Genomic DNA, 14,898 nt, shown 5'->3' with positions numbered 1-14,898 from the left:
AAGATAATCAAAAGCATATAAAAGCTTTTAATAACGCTCGATGAGCTTCATTCTTTCTTTGTAAAATTAATCTGGAATAGATACACAATTCAGCAATGATTCTGAGCTCAGTTATAGACTTCGGATTTTAAGGTAGCGGCAAAAAAAAGAGGGGACTTAATATATAAGACAGTTTTGGCGCAATCCAGCATGGCATCAGCAATATGGCCAGGTCGTTCTCATCCATTGGGAGCCACCTGGGACGGTCAGGGGACAAATTTTGCAGTTTTCTCGGAAAATGCAACAGCTATAGAGCTGTGTCTTTTTGATTCGCAAGGTCACGAGCGTCGGCTAACTCTACCGGAGGTGACTAACCACGTATGGCATGGGTATTTGCCAGGAGTGGGACCGGGTCAGCACTATGGATATCGAGTCTATGGTCCCTATAAGCCAAAACAAGGCAAACGATTTAACGCTGATAAGTTGCTGCTAGATCCCTATGCCCTGGCCATTAGCGGTGACATGAAGTTTAGTCCTGCTATTTTTGGCCATCCCATGGATCGGTTTGCCGATAGCGATCGCGACTTAGAAAGGTCCACACTGAATGATGCAGACTTCGTCCCCAAAGGCATTGTGGTGGACAAACACTTTGACTGGGAAGACGATCGCTATCCTGAAACCCCCTGGCATGAAACCATCATTTACGAAGTCCATGTCAAGGGTTTTACCCGCCAACATCCCAACATTCCGCCAGAACTTCAGGGCACCTATGCCGGTCTGGGGCATCCAGCCGCCATTGAACACCTCAAATCCCTGGGGGTAACCGCTGTTGAACTATTGCCCGTGCATCATTACAATGCCTACCCCGGTCATTTAATCAGTGTCGGGCTCCATAACTATTGGGGGTACGACTCAATTAACTATTTTGCCCCCTTCGCCGGGTACAGTGCCGCCGGGGATGCTGGGGACCAGGTCAATGAGTTTAAGACCATGGTCAAAGCTCTACACCAGGCGGGCATTGAGGTAATTTTAGACGTGGTGTACAACCACACAGGCGAGGGCAATCACTTTGGCCCCACCCTATCCCTACGGGGCATCGACAATGAAGCCTACTATCGGCTGGTGGAGCGCAGTCCTCGCTACTATATGGACTTTACCGGCTGTGGTAATTCTCTCAATGTGCGCCATCCCCAGGTGCTTAAGCTGATTATGGACAGCTTGCGATACTGGGTACAGGAAATGCACGTAGACGGATTCCGGTTTGATCTGGCATCAGCCCTGGCCCGCGAACTATACGAAGTAGACAGTCTGGCCGCCTTTTTTGACATCATCCACCAGGACCCGGTGCTATCGACAACAAAATTGATTGCTGAACCCTGGGACCTGGGTGAGGGTGGCTATCAGGTAGGTAACTTTCCGCTACTGTGGTCCGAATGGAATGGCAAATATCGTGACACCATGCGCGACTTTTGGCGCGATCACCACTGTCGTCTGGGGGAGTTTGCGTTTCGGTTTACCGGGAGTTCTGATCTGTACCAGGCCAATGGTAAGTTGCCCCATGCCAGCATCAATTTTATTACCGCCCATGATGGCTTTACCCTGCGGGACCTGGTGAGCTACAACGAAAAGCACAATGAGTCTAATGGTGAAGGTAATCGGGATGGTGAAAGCTATAACCGGTCCTGGAACTGCGGGGTGGAAGGTGAAACGGAGAATGAGGAGATTGTGGCCCTGCGATCGCAACAACAGCGCAATTTCCTAACCACCCTTTTTCTCTCCCAGGGTGTGCCCATGATGCTAGGTGGCGACGAAATGGGCCGCACCCAGCGTGGCAACAACAACACCTACTGTCAAGACAATGTCCTCGCCTGGTTTGACTGGAGTCTTCGCCACAAAAACAAAGAATTACTCGCCTTTACCCAACAGCTAATCACATTTCGCAAACAGCATCCAATCCTCTGCCGTCGTCAGTGGTTTCTAGGTCGCGAGATCCATGGCTCCGGCGTAATTGACATCGGTTGGTTCAACCCCGACGGCAGCATTATTAGCGATGAAGACTGGCATGATGGTAGTTCCAAAGCTATCAGTATCTTTCTCAATGGCGAAGAAATTCTCAACACGGACAAACAAGGCCAGCGCATCATTGACGACAGCTTTCTGGTCTTCTTTAATGCCTATCCTGAACTCCAGGAATTTGCTATCCCCCCATCAGTAGAACAAAAAGACTGGCGGGTAATTCTAGACACCAAAAACCCCGCAGGCTTTGTAGACAACGGCCCTGTCTATGACCATGGTCAGAAAGTTCCCGTCGCGTCTCGGTCGCTGGTCTTACTAGCCTGTCCCCACTGCTTTGACACCACCTCCGGCAACGATGGCGCTACCTGCACCTTACCCAAGCGGGGATAGCGTGCCTGTGTCCACTTTCATCTTCGCAAGCACCTTTCTGTATTGCTTAACCCTTTTATGCCCAACAGCTACGATCTCATTTATGCCGTTGTCCGTCAAATTCCTGCTGGTAAAGTCGCTACCTATGGCCAGGTAGCCGAGCTAGCAGGTCTGATTGGCAAACCTCGTGTGGTCGGCTATGCCCTTTACAAAGTCGCCCCTGAAGATGATATCCCCTGGCAGCGAGTCATCAATGCTAAAGGAGAGATTTCGACATCGGCCTTTCGAGATGGGTCAGACGATTTACAAAGAGTCTTATTAGAAGACGAAGGCATCGAATTTGAAGGCAATAAAATTAACCTCAGCAAGTATCGCTGGCAGCCACCCCCAGAAATGATTGAGGCCATTGACTTTGGCAAGGATGAATAGATCACGATATCTCTATTCAACAGCCTTCATTAACGAAAACAAGATCAAGGGTGTGGACGTTATGGTTTGGGGTGCGCTATCCTGAGCAAAAGACTTCGAAACATAAACTAATGAAGTAGCATCCTCAAGTAAGACAGCTGAGCTAGTAGATTTGGTAGTTTGCCATGTCGGTCCTACGATACCGGTAGCTGACTGGTAAATGTTGACTGTGTAATCTTAAGAGTAAGTCAAAGGACAAGCCGATCAGCCGTTTTGCTTCAGTTTTTGAATCTTTTACAAGATTAGCCGTTGCTGATTTCGCGAATGAGACGATCTGTAAAACACACTATTTAGCAGTATCTTGCAGATCAAAGCATACCAAGGAACAGTAACACCCAAAATTAATATATAGCTTTGCGCACATCGTTCACAACAGTGGTGATCGCTGAAAGCTATAGCTGTCTTATCAGCAACTTGTTACTTTCATTTTGCCAGGAGCAACGGGATGCCCAGTTCTCAAAAGTCCTGTTTGATTGCAGAAAATTTAAGCTATGTGCTAGAGTCCACCAAACCATTATTTCAAGGGATTTCTCTCAGTCTTACGGCAGAGGATCGAATTGCTCTAGTTGGTGCTAACGGTGTGGGCAAATCCACACTGCTAAAGATTTTAAGTGGCCAGATCCGGCCCACTCAAGGAACCGTGACCTGCCAAGGTTCAACCTACTACTTGCCACAGATCAGCACGATTCGAGATTCTCTAGGATCGGAGTCTGTTTTTGAATTTCTTAATGTGATTTCCAACGAATGGTGGGAGATTGAACAGAAGCTTGCAACTGTCTTCAGGACGACCCTAGATCTATCGTTGCCGCTACAGAGTCTCAGCGGTGGGGAGTTGACCAAACTATTTCTAGCCATTGGTTTATCTCGTTCTCCGGATCTTTTATTGCTGGATGAACCAACAAATCACCTGGATCTTTGGGCCCTTGAAGATCTGTATCAGGCCCTCTGCCAGTTTCGAGGTGCGTTTGTGATTGTCTCCCACAAACCCTTCTTTTTGGACCAGGTGGCAAACATCACCTGGGAACTGACAGCAACAGGATTGCAGGTGTATGGAGGAAATTTCTCCCATTATCAGGAACAAAAGCAGCTGGTAGATGCTGCACGGGTCAGGGCGCACGAAACTGCTAGGAAAGAACTAAAACGAACTAAAGCGACCGTTTTAAGTGAGCAAAAACGGGCTGCTCAATCCCATCGCCATGGTCGCCAGCAAGCACTGGGTGGCAATATGCCCGCCATTGTTGCCGGAAAATTAAAGCGCAAAGCCGAGGCCACAGCGGGAAAATTAAAGCTAAAGCATGATAAAGCAGTGAAAGCTGCCACTCAAAAAGTAGCCGCGACAAAAATTAGAACCCATAAGGCTACTAGTATTCAGCTGGAGGAGAACAGTCGAAAGCATAGAAATTTAATTGATATCCAACATGCCGATCTGTGGGTTGGAGAGCGATTGTTACTTAAAGATATTGAGCTACAGATTGGCAGTTGCGATCGCATCACCATCGTAGGCCCCAACGGCTCAGGTAAATCTTGCTTGATCAAAGCAATGCTGGGCAATAAATCGACACCGGCCTGCTTACAAGGCGGCAGCGTACAACTAGCCGACATGCGTACGGTCTATCTAGACCAAACCTATGACTTAGTGGATCGTAATCAAACTGTATTACAAAATATGCAGCAAGCTAATCCTACCCTCAACTACCAGCTATTGCGACAACAGTTAGGCCATTTTTTATTTTTTAATGACGATGTGTTTAAAATGGCTTCAGTGTTAAGTGGTGGAGAGTTGGCAAGACTTGCGATCTCGATGATTACCATTTCAGAAATTGATCTACTGATCCTGGATGAACCCATCAATAATCTAGATATCATCACCGTCGATCAAATGGTGACAGCCCTCAACGATTATCAAAGAGCTCTTTGGGTAATCTCCCACGACCTAGATTTTCTCAGTCGAATTAACATCACACACTCATTCCAACTAAAACAGCAAACACTGCAGCAGACCACTGTTCTCCCTAGCGCTCAATCACACTATTACTCTCATCTATTAGTAGAAGAAGCATGACAGGCAAGCCACCACCAGAGATGATTGAGGCCATTGATTTTGGCAAAGATGAGTAGAAGCAGAACTTTACAAAAAGACCTTGTCCATAGGCATCAGCAGCCCCGGCAAAATAGGAGATTCTAAGCTGTCCTGTGATAGTAAGGTACCAACCAGTTCTAGCTGAGCATTGCGACGACGATAGACCTCCATCGTTTGCAAATGCCAGTTGACGATCCAATATTCTTGTACCCCATACAGCGAATATAACTTTCGTTTGAACTCTTTATCCCGTTGTTCATTGCGATCGCCAGGGGATAAAATCTCGACCATCAGTTCTGGCGTAACCACTAGATGACCAGCGTCGTCAATACCGTTGGCTAAACGCTCTTTGCTAATCCACACTACATCTGGAATAACCGCATCCGTCGGTGAAAATATAACTTCTGGTGTTTGAAAGGCACTACCTAGCCCCGTTTCTTCTGACCAGTTTTCTAATCGAACGTGGATTTTACCAGCTGCGCTCTGGTGACGAATATGTGGGGCGCGGGTCACAAGTAATTCTCCATCGATTATTTCATAGCGCTTCCAACCGCCGTCATCAGGCATGACGTCAAGGTCTCGGACGGTCCAGCGTATGGGGTTGGTAACCATAGGAGTCGAAACTGGGATTAGGTCTAGTATAGCGAGGGGATAGCGGCTCTATTAAGGCAATGCTACAAATCTGGAGGAAAGTTTATTCAACTATTACAGTGAAAAAACTAGGACGGCTTTATTGTTTGAGTGCTACTCGTTTCGTCAAAATTGCCATGACTCCATTGGGGCGTCCGGTGGAGATGGGCCAACTCAGGCTAAGATTGCTGTTCAAACTGTTCAGGATAGATACCCCAATTTACCCAACGAATTGCTTCCCTAGCAGACTGCACATTGGGAGGTACTCGAATAGCATGAATAAAATGAGTACTGGGACAAATCATCTTTAACAGAGCGATGGATTGACCATCAATATCATCAACCAATTCATTGAGTTTAAGCAGTGTGTACTCTTGCCAAGAATCTACTTCTGAAGCATTCAGCTCTTTACAAATTCGCTCGTACCCAATACCTTGAATCAAAATACGTCGCAGTTCAGCATTGTTTTCATGCAATAACCATTTTGCAACCCACTTTTCAGACTGAATATGACCGTACTTTTTCGGCAACGCGACCCCATGGTGAAAGTAAAGACCATAGCCATCTGCATACAAAATAGAAAACTCTCCTTCTGCGTGAAGGCGTTCATCTGCATCAAATGAGAGTTTGATGGGACGGCTACAAACAAAGCACTTTTTTTCGTAAGGTAAAATCCAGCCACACTGAGTGGTTATTTCCTGAAAAGCAGACCATTTCTCAACATCATATTTACAGTTGAGGACAGTGATACAAAATTCCCACCAGGCACCTTGGACTGCCCACAGTTCTGGATAAATGCAATGATTGTAAGCAATATATTGACTGAGTTGCTTACCAATCCGGTGTACAAAACGGCTAAATTGTTGGTCTTTTAATAAAATCTCTAACTGTCTTAACTGAGACAATACTGCTTTATCTTTAATCCGCTTTTGTAACTTATGTACGACACAAGCTACCATTTGTGCGTGCAGTCGACCAACTTGTTTTTCTACTAGCTCAGTTAAAGGACGCTTGACTGGTGGGCTACATAATTTCTGCTTGAGTAAGACAAACTGTTTGGCAGGCAATCGAGAATCTGGCTGTCCAATAAGCGGCGGTTGCAGCCTTTTCAGGATACTGCTTTGCGGTTTTCCCAGGGTCTTAACGCCCTGTTTTTTCAGTGAGATACCTAAGGTATGCACCAAAAACTGAGCCAGCTGACTGTTAAGATTAGGGCCACACTGGTTAAGATAAATTTCAATTCTTTCAATCAGCTGTTGATCTAGATCGTCAATTAACTTTTCTAGAAGATATCCTATGGCAGCATAAGGACTGTCGCAAAACGTGACCTGAGGTGACGACAATCCCACAGCAGCATAAGCGGATTTAACAGCGTCAACAGCTCCTGACTCTGTAACGGGTTGCTTGGGGAAAATATGAGTTTTCCACTGTTTTTGAATACTTGATGTTTTTTTAAGTTGTTCTGGCGTCAAGTGACCGGATTGTTTCCAAAACATTAGCTGCCCTCTAAAATTTTCTGTTGCCCTGAAATTTAGAACGGCTCTTAATCAACCACATACTTCCAATTGCTTAAGGCTCTTGATCGACCTCCCTGTTTCGGATTAGATTGCGGCTGTTTTTCAGCAGCTTTTTGAGTAGCCAATTCTGCAGCCGAAGAAACGGGCAGGGGGCTACCGTCAGCTCTCTGCTCACTATATTGCAAAACTTCCGCTATTAATTGCTCTGTGGAGCTAGATCTTACCCCTTCTACAAAATCTTTGAGAAATTCTTGATCAGTATCTTCACTCGTAATAAATTCTTGTTCTAGGTTCAACGAGAGCTGACTGTTTTTCTGCGGCGCGTATTCTCTTTGAACATATATTTTCCAATTCCCATGATGCACTTTTAATGGCCGATGTTCATCATGGGATAAAATTGCAAACCGGGATCGAACCTGGAGATAAAGTTGTTCTCGATGAGAAAATAAGGTAGCAATCCCTTTGCTGATGCGATGCGAGTGCCCTGTAGAAACACCTTCTACCAGAGTAAGATGAGGCAGTTTATCTCCTAAAACCTTTACGGTTGGTAGTAGAATTAAATCACCCTGACGTATTGGTCCCATAACCCCATTCCTTGCATCACAATTATCACCGTTAACTTGATCACTACTCTAGCCAGGGATTCACAAAAAGCTTACAGTATAGGCGATCAAGGGGTTACGGCTATGAAAAATGACATCATTGCGTAAAGCTGTACAATCCCCTTGATTGACACAGTACTGACACTCACACTAATAAAAGTCTACACCTACTCAGTGTTTTCCCTACCATGGTGAACACTGATGCTCAAATAGTGCCAGTGTAAAACGATGATTTCATAGACTTTGAGTGATTAATAAAGCTTTGATAAAGTCAGCTTCTGTCGATAACTCTGACATTTCTTGAGAAAGAATATCCACTCAAAGTAATTGCTCTCTTGGCAGCTGTTAGGGCAACAGCAAGTCTCATAAAATAGATCAAGCGATCGAAGCACACAAATTACGATAGATTTCAAGTCCTCGACGGCGATTACATTATCCAGTAAAGCCCAGTGGGAGTATGCTTGTCGGGCTGATACCACAACGCCATTTCATTTCGGACCAAAAAATATAACAGACTTGGCCAATCATCAGAGAGCCCGAAAAGAGACAACAGAAGTGGGAAGTTTTGCGATCGCAATAACAACTCAGATTTGTGAAGTTTACCTTGCCACACATCACATAGATGGTCGTCAACAGGGTGATTAAAAACTGACGACGAGATTTGCTAAATGGCCCACTTTACGCAGTAAACCCGGTATCATGCATGTCATAGTTATTCAGGGTGGTTTGTCTGTTAACAAAACCTTAGATCCTGGATAGCTTTTCTGTCTATTTCTCTCGCGTTGCTGTCCGGACTATTGTTACTATAGAGTCTTTATCTAAGCAGGCTTAGTAGGGCTCTGCTTAGATAAAGACATCTTTTCAAAGGGAGTCGTCTCCATTCAGGTAAAGTATCGGATTTTTCTTAAACTTAATCCGATTAATACTTTCTTTAAAGATGTAGTAAAATTAGAACTAACTCTCCATAAGATTTATAATTAGGTGGTGAGATCATAAATAGCCCAGTCAGTTCTTCAGAAAGATTAAGAATGAACTCTCTTGTGGGGTAAGTTTTCATCCCCAACCGTTCGAAATATCAGGCTTCTAGGTGCTTTAGTCTACCTCTTTGTATCTTTTTTTACGCTTTTCATGATTCTCTCTAAGAGTCATGAATTTGTTAGCCTTCTTGATGAGAGTTTTCTCATTTTCCACGGCTAATTATGAGGTTTTCTTAGAAAGTTTGTCGCTCATATCGTTTGCTGGCTGTTCACTCCAATAGCCGACAATTTTGTGTTTCGTCAGATCCAGATATGACAAGGGTCAGGCAGTACGATCGTCAATTGTTTTTGTTTAATTTTCAAATTTTGCCTTTTCGTAATCTCTTACTGTTAAACCAATAGCTATTATGACTACAAATTTCTTTGGCAACTTTCAGCAGCTCAAAATTCAGCAGCAGCTTCTACTATTGATTATTATGAGTGCCGCCATTCCCGCCTTTGCCGTTGGCCTGTTGGGTGTCACCTCCGCCGGTAGTACTTTAGGGCATAACGCAACAGAATTACTCCGCGAAGAGGCGCAGGATAGTGCTGAGGAAACCGCCACGTTTTTGACGGGTATCAATAAGGACGTGCTGTTTTTGAGCCAGCTGCCTCCGGTGCAGGGCATAATCCGGGCGCGAGCCAACGACGGCATCGACCCCGAAGACGGCTTTTCCTATGATAAATGGGTCAGTCGTCTGCAGGATATCTTTATCAATAAGATGGAAGATAACGATCAGTACATGCAGCTGCGATATATTGACGAATCTGGTCAAGAGCTGGTGCGGGTGGACTCCGATGGCAGCACCATTGCCCCGATTCCTAGGGATCAGTTACAAGATAAAGGCGATAGGGATTATTTTACAAATACGATCGGCCTGGCCATCGGTAGCGTTTATACATCGCCGGTAAACCTGAACCAGGAGCAGGGAGAAATTGAGATCCCCTTTAAACCGGTTATTCGCTATGCCACCCCAGTGGTAGATGCGGCGGGTCAGCAGCGGGGCATTATCATTGCCAACGTCTTTGCGGAAAGTTTTCTAGAATCTTTAGTTCAATCAGAAGGCGATGAACTTGAAACAGAGGAGCTGTATCTGGTTAACAACGAGGGCTATTATCTTTTCCATCCCAATGCCGAAAAACTGTGGGGCTTTGACCTCGGTAAAGACGAAACCTTGGCCAATGATTATTCTCCAGAAGTGGCCGAACAAATTCTCTCTGGTGAAGAGGGCACGATCAACGTTGGCGACTCTATTTTGGCCTATAAGCAGTTTGTGCCTAGCCCTGAGCAGCCCTATACGATGACTGCGATCGCAAAGTTGCCCAAAAGCGAAGTCTTTGCCTCCGTCAACTCATTTAAGCTGTTTGCAGGGCTGACAGTGCTGCTATCGCTGGGTCTGGTAATTCCCTTTTCTATCTGGCGCGGGCGGGATCTGGTGGCACTGCTTGAGAAAGTATCCTCAAATATTGCTACCTCTGCTCAAGAAATGGCCTCCACCGTGGCTGAACAGGAGCGCATCGCTAGCCAGCAGGCCACCTCTGTCAATGAAACCACCACCACCATGGATGAGCTAGAGGCCTCTTCTCGGCACGCAGCTGAGCAGGCCAATGCTGCCGTTGAGGCTGCCAAACGTGCCTTTAGTGCGTCAGAAGAAGGGGCGCAATCCTTGAGTGCCGGCTTAGACGGCATGTTTAGCCTGGAGAGCAAGGTGGATGAGATTGCTGGACAAATTATTAACCTCAGCAGCCAGGCCGACCAGATTAGTCACATCTCTCAGCTGGTGATCGACTTTGCCAACCAAACTAATATGCTCGCTCTCAACTCATCGGTGGAAGCGGTTCGAGCCGGGGAGCATGGTAAAGGCTTTGCAGTGGTTGCTAACGAAATTCGTAAGCTCGCTGACCAAAGTCAGCAGTCAGCGGACAAAATCAATAATCTGGTGTCGGATATTCAAAAAGCCATCAATGTAACCGTTATGGTGACCGAAGAAGGAACTAAAACAGTGAAAACAGGGGTGCAGCTGGCCAAGCGTACAGAATCTGCCTTTGGGGATATTCAAGAGTCGATTAATCAGGTGGTGCTGAATAACCAGCAGGTATCTCTAAACCTAAAACAACAAGTGGATGCCATTAAGCAGGTTGTGACTGCAATGGAGCTGATTAATCGGGGCGCTAAGGAAACAGCCGGTGGCCTTAACCAAACCAAAATTGGTACAGAGCAGCTAAATAAAGCCGCCCTAGACCTGGAACAAATCATCTAGACGGTTTAATTCAGGGAATCAGCTATTAGACAGCTGTTTCTCTAAAGTGCTTTACTGGCCCCCAGGCTCTGCCTAGGGGCCCTACAGGTGGCTCCGCCATATCACCCTCCCAGAGACGGTCCAGGCAGAGCCTGGGACCAAGGCTAGAGAGGAGTGATCGGCAATAGTCCTGCTTCTCCCAGGTAATTTCGATAGCCCGAATACCGCCAGTGGGCCGGATCATCCACATACCAGCGCTTTACCGGATTATATTGTGAATGTAATCCAGCTTTTACCGCAACATCACCTCAGAAAAGATCATCAGCCAAAAAACGGTTTACTACCAGCTACCACTGGCTCCACCACCTGAAGAGCGACCTCCTCCTGAAGAAGAGCCGCCTCCAAACGAGCTACTGCCACTTGACCTTTTCTTCCTGGGAATCGTCACCGTGTAGGTATTCTCATAAGAACAGTGCTGACATGTCTCCGTTACCCGAGCAGTTCCTGAAGAATAATAAGTGGCTGGGCGAATAACATCTCGTCTCGATAAAAGAGTTCTGTAATGACACCCTCTACAGGTTTTGTACTGAGAAAACAAATTGCCATAGCGATTGATATCATAGCTGGTGCAGTTAGGGCATTGCCAAACATCATAATCAACAGAGCCCAGTTGCTCTTCTGCATTCTGTCCCTCGTCTAGATACTGGTTGTCACTACTCTCATCTAGACGAATCATATCTGTTCCACAATCTGGGCAACGACGACGACGGTAGCGTAAAAATTGCCTCAATGTTAAACCAATACCGCCTAAACCAGCTACACCACCGCCCAGTAACCATGACTGATAGTTGTTGTTCTGAATCTCATATGAAGGTGAAACATCAGGGCTAGCCGACTGAGGGGATGAGGGCTGTGCCGCTGTCTCTTCAGGTATTGTTAAACGTCGAATAATTGCTTCAGTACCTTGTACAATCCCACTGCTGTAGTCGTTTTGCTTAAAATTCGGCACCATGTACTCATCAATGACAGACTGCATTGCAAAGTCTAAGGAGTTTCCATAGCCAGCCCCAACTTCGATTCTGACGTTACGATCGCTAACGGCCACCAGGGTTAAAATGCCATCGTTCTTATCAGCATCGCCAATTCCCCAGCTATTAAATAGGTTAGTGGCAAACGATTCGATGGTGCTATCTCCAGTATCGTAGTCTTGAATTGAGTTAATGGTGAGGACTACGGCCTCAATCCCCTGGTTAGCTTCTAGGGTGGCTAATGACTGCCGAATACTGGCGGCATCTTCTGGGCGTATGACCTGAGCATAGTCATTCAGGTATGGATCGTTCGCTGTAGGATAGCCAGTCTGAGCCCAGGATGGTGATATGTTGGCCTGAGCCAATAGGTAAGTTGCGATCGCACCTACCATCATAAGCATCCCTCTCTGCATCCAGCGAGCAGACATGGTGGGCAGACTAAACATAGTTACGAGCACCTGACGAGTCACTACTATCTACAGGTTTGTAGGACCCTATTTCGGATAGTTTTATAGGGGCGAGCCAACCTTATAAAATTTACAGATAGAGGTTGTTTGAAAAGTGTCAAATATTCTGACTGCCCCTTAAATCTCCCAATTTTTAGGAGATTTAAGGGGCAGCAGGCCTATTCAGTAAAGAATGCTGCCTTTAAAGCATCCTCTTAAAAGGCAGGCAGTGGCGGTAGCGGCTCACCTAGCCATTTTTGAGAAAAGTCATCTAATTCACCCCCCAGACGTTTGTGATAGACAAACGTATTCACCCACTGGAGTAAATCGACTTCTCCACGCCGTAAACCAATGTGGGCTGGAGATTCTTTGATAATAAATTTGCCTTCAATGTTCTTGTCAGGATTGTTTTTTGATAGTTCAGAAGCAACAACATTGCCCGTAGCAATCATATCCACCTGACCTGAAATTAAGGAGGAAGCTGTGAGACTATTGTCGGCAAAGCGTTCTATCTGCACGTCTTCGCCAACAGCATCGGACAGCTCTAGGTCTTCTAGGGTGCCTTGGGTGACTCCTATTTTATAGCCACCGAGATCGTCAAAACCCCCAACATCAGAAAGTTCTGACGAGCCGTAAATACCTGAGAAAAACGGAGCATAGGGAATTGAGAAGAAAATAGATTTGGCGCGCTCAGGGTTAGCTCCCATACTGGAGATCACCAAATCTGCCTTATTGGTTTGCAAAAACGGAATGCGGTTGTCGCTAGTCACGGGCACTAGCTCTAGCTCAACACCCAGGTCTTCAGCGATTAAGTTAGCGACGTCAATGTCGTAGCCTTCTAAGTTGCCGCTGGCATCAACAGATCCAAACGGGGCAAAATCTTGGGGTACCGCAATTTTGATGGTGCCAGCTTCAATAATGCGATCGAGACTCGAAACAACAGCCACATCATCCTGCGCGGTTACGCTAGGAGAGTTGCCGCCACCAGCACAGGCCACAGCAACCAATGAAAACACACAGGCGATCACAGCAATAGAAATGGTTTGCCACCACCGTCTGGGGATAGAAAAACCCATGGTCAATAGTCCTCACTCAAATCCTTATGGGTCTAAGGAATGTACGATAGGCCCACCGTAGCAGGCTGAATAGGACTCACTGTATCCTGGATTACATTCCAATTTCAGTAAGCTAAGGATTTCTCTAGTTTTCTACTGGCAACAGAAATTGGGAAACAAATGGCAAAGTAAACAATTGCTGTAATCAAATATACAAAAAATGGTTCAAAGGTCACATTGGTAATATTGGTGGCTGAGCGGGCTAGTTCAACAAAGCCAATGGCGGAGGCTAGGGAGGTTCCTTTGATTACCTGGGCTAGAAAGCCAACGGTTGGGGCAATGGAGCGACGCATAGCCTGGGGTAGAATAACCAGTCCTAGCTGTTGAAAGTAGTTCATACTCAAGGCCTTAGACGCTTCCCACTGTCCAGTGGGAATTGATTCAACTGAACCACGCCAAATGTCACCGAGAAAGGCGCTAGTAAAGGTAGTCAGGGCCAGGGTTGCAGACATCCACGGGCTGATTTCAATGCCTAAAATGCTGATGCCAAAGAATGCTAACAAAAACTGAATGAGCAGCGGTGTGCCTTGGACAATTTCCAGGTAGCCCCAACTGATGTATTTGAGGGGACGAAACGGAGAGATTCTCATTAGCATTAGGAGAAAACCAGCCAGCCCTCCACAGACAAAGGCGATGGATGATAGTAGCAGAGTCCAGCGGGCGGCCCACAACAAGGCAAAAACAATATCTAAGTGACTAAAATCTCTCATATCATCCCTCAGATATAGCGGGTGAAGGTGAATAGACGACGGTGACACAGCTGGGCCAGGAGCTTGAAGCTAAGGGCTAACAACACATAGATAATGGCCAAAGCAAAGTAGACTTCAAAGTCTCGGAAGGTGCGCGATCTCAAAAAATTGCCCATAAACGTCAGCTCCTTAGCTGAAATCTGGGACACCACGCTGGACAGCAACAACAGCAACACCATTTGGCTGGTCAGGGCCGGGTAAATATTGGCAATAGCAGGCTTGAGCACCACCAGACGAAATATCTGCTGTCGGGTCAACCCCAGGGACATGCCCGCCTCAATTTGGCTTTGATCGATGGACTGAATTCCAGCACGAATGATCTCGGTAGCGTAAGCTCCAAAATTAATGGTGAGGGCAAACAAAGCGGCCTGACCGCTGCCCAGTCGCGGTCCTAAACTGGAAATGCCAAAAAAAATAAACAGTAGCTGTACAAGAAAGGGGGTATTGCGAATCGCCTCCACATAGGTGGCCGCTAGCATCCCTAAATAGCGGTTACCCGAAGTGCGGCAGAGAGCACCAACAACCCCCACAAGCATCCCCAAGGCGATGGCCAGAGCAGACAGCTGTAAGGTCAGCCCTACCCCCTCCAACAACAGATCCCAATTGTCCCAGATGACTTGAAACTGAAATCGATAGGTCATTA

At 46.3% G+C, this 14,898-nt stretch carries 11 protein-coding genes; 4 read left to right on the top strand and 7 right to left on the bottom strand.

Going from position 1 to position 14,898, the window contains the following annotated elements:
* The first annotated feature begins 189 nt into the window (after window positions 1-189).
* From glgX to abc-f, 3 genes are all read left to right on the top strand, one after another.
* Window positions 190-2,385 carry a glycogen debranching protein GlgX gene (gene glgX, locus N836_RS70535; protein ID WP_023076730.1) on the top strand — a complete coding sequence of 732 codons (2,196 nt, stop codon included), beginning with the start codon at window positions 190-192 and terminating at the stop codon, window positions 2,383-2,385.
* A 57-nt stretch (window positions 2,386-2,442) separates the two neighbouring features.
* Window positions 2,443-2,793 (top strand): MGMT family protein, encoded by a 351-nt coding sequence (locus N836_RS70530; protein ID WP_023076729.1) that lies wholly within the window; start codon window positions 2,443-2,445, stop codon window positions 2,791-2,793.
* A gap of 484 nt (window positions 2,794-3,277) precedes the next feature.
* Complete coding sequence (gene abc-f, locus N836_RS70525) at window positions 3,278-4,894, top strand: ribosomal protection-like ABC-F family protein (protein ID WP_023076728.1); 1,617 nt, start codon at window positions 3,278-3,280, stop codon at window positions 4,892-4,894.
* Between the two features lie 66 nt (window positions 4,895-4,960).
* Here abc-f and N836_RS70520 read toward each other — a convergent pair whose 3' ends face one another.
* From N836_RS70520 to N836_RS77305, 3 genes are all read right to left on the bottom strand, one after another.
* Window positions 4,961-5,524, bottom strand: a complete 564-nt coding sequence (locus N836_RS70520) for a Uma2 family endonuclease (RefSeq protein WP_031294598.1) — start codon at window positions 5,522-5,524, stop codon at window positions 4,961-4,963.
* A gap of 197 nt (window positions 5,525-5,721) precedes the next feature.
* Entirely contained in the window at window positions 5,722-7,038 is a 1,317-nt protein-coding gene (locus tag N836_RS74045; RefSeq protein WP_023076726.1) for a DUF6745 domain-containing protein, read from the bottom strand.
* Between the two features lie 47 nt (window positions 7,039-7,085).
* Window positions 7,086-7,643 carry a hypothetical protein gene (locus N836_RS77305; RefSeq protein WP_023076725.1) on the bottom strand — a complete coding sequence of 186 codons (558 nt, stop codon included), beginning with the start codon at window positions 7,641-7,643 and terminating at the stop codon, window positions 7,086-7,088.
* A gap of 1,402 nt (window positions 7,644-9,045) precedes the next feature.
* Between N836_RS77305 and N836_RS70510 the strand changes: the two genes are divergently transcribed.
* Complete coding sequence (locus tag N836_RS70510) at window positions 9,046-10,938, top strand: methyl-accepting chemotaxis protein (RefSeq protein WP_023076724.1); 1,893 nt, start codon at window positions 9,046-9,048, stop codon at window positions 10,936-10,938.
* 319 nt (window positions 10,939-11,257) lie between these two features.
* On the opposite strand, the gene N836_RS70505 is transcribed toward N836_RS70510, so the two are convergent.
* From N836_RS70505 to N836_RS70490, 4 genes are all read right to left on the bottom strand, one after another.
* A complete protein-coding gene (locus N836_RS70505; RefSeq protein WP_023076723.1) occupies window positions 11,258-12,391 on the bottom strand; it encodes a TPM domain-containing protein in 1,134 nt (377 codons plus the stop codon).
* Between the two features lie 215 nt (window positions 12,392-12,606).
* Window positions 12,607-13,467, bottom strand: coding sequence for a transporter substrate-binding domain-containing protein (locus N836_RS70500; RefSeq protein ID WP_023076722.1), 861 nt, complete (start codon window positions 13,465-13,467; stop codon window positions 12,607-12,609).
* A 104-nt stretch (window positions 13,468-13,571) separates the two neighbouring features.
* Entirely contained in the window at window positions 13,572-14,216 is a 645-nt protein-coding gene (locus tag N836_RS70495) for an amino acid ABC transporter permease (protein WP_023076721.1), read from the bottom strand.
* A gap of 8 nt (window positions 14,217-14,224) precedes the next feature.
* Window positions 14,225-14,896 (bottom strand): amino acid ABC transporter permease, encoded by a 672-nt coding sequence (locus N836_RS70490; RefSeq protein WP_023076720.1) that lies wholly within the window; start codon window positions 14,894-14,896, stop codon window positions 14,225-14,227.
* Between the last annotated feature and the right edge of the window lie 2 nt (window positions 14,897-14,898).

This window comes from Leptolyngbya sp. Heron Island J (genome assembly GCF_000482245.1).
GTDB lineage: Bacteria > Cyanobacteriota > Cyanobacteriia > Phormidesmidales > Phormidesmidaceae > Leptothoe.
This window is presented reverse-complemented; position numbering and strand designations above follow the sequence as displayed.

Bases quoted from the DNA above. Each gene is read 5' to 3' on its own strand.
- N836_RS70490 (WP_023076720.1), bottom strand. From the start codon at position 14,896: ATGACCTATCGATTTCAGTTTCAAGTCATCTGGGACAATTGGGATCTG.
- abc-f (WP_023076728.1), top strand. From the start codon at position 3,278: ATGCCCAGTTCTCAAAAGTCCTGTTTGATTGCAGAAAATTTAAGCTAT.
- N836_RS70520 (WP_031294598.1), bottom strand. From the start codon at position 5,524: ATGGTTACCAACCCCATACGCTGGACCGTCCGAGACCTTGACGTCATG.
- glgX (WP_023076730.1), top strand. From the start codon at position 190: ATGGCATCAGCAATATGGCCAGGTCGTTCTCATCCATTGGGAGCCACC.
- N836_RS70510 (WP_023076724.1), top strand. From the start codon at position 9,046: ATGACTACAAATTTCTTTGGCAACTTTCAGCAGCTCAAAATTCAGCAG.
- N836_RS74045 (WP_023076726.1), bottom strand. From the start codon at position 7,038: ATGTTTTGGAAACAATCCGGTCACTTGACGCCAGAACAACTTAAAAAA.
- N836_RS70530 (WP_023076729.1), top strand. From the start codon at position 2,443: ATGCCCAACAGCTACGATCTCATTTATGCCGTTGTCCGTCAAATTCCT.
- N836_RS77305 (WP_023076725.1), bottom strand. From the start codon at position 7,643: ATGGGACCAATACGTCAGGGTGATTTAATTCTACTACCAACCGTAAAG.
- N836_RS70495 (WP_023076721.1), bottom strand. From the start codon at position 14,216: ATGAGAGATTTTAGTCACTTAGATATTGTTTTTGCCTTGTTGTGGGCC.
- N836_RS70505 (WP_023076723.1), bottom strand. From the start codon at position 12,391: ATGTTTAGTCTGCCCACCATGTCTGCTCGCTGGATGCAGAGAGGGATG.
- N836_RS70500 (WP_023076722.1), bottom strand. From the start codon at position 13,467: ATGGGTTTTTCTATCCCCAGACGGTGGTGGCAAACCATTTCTATTGCT.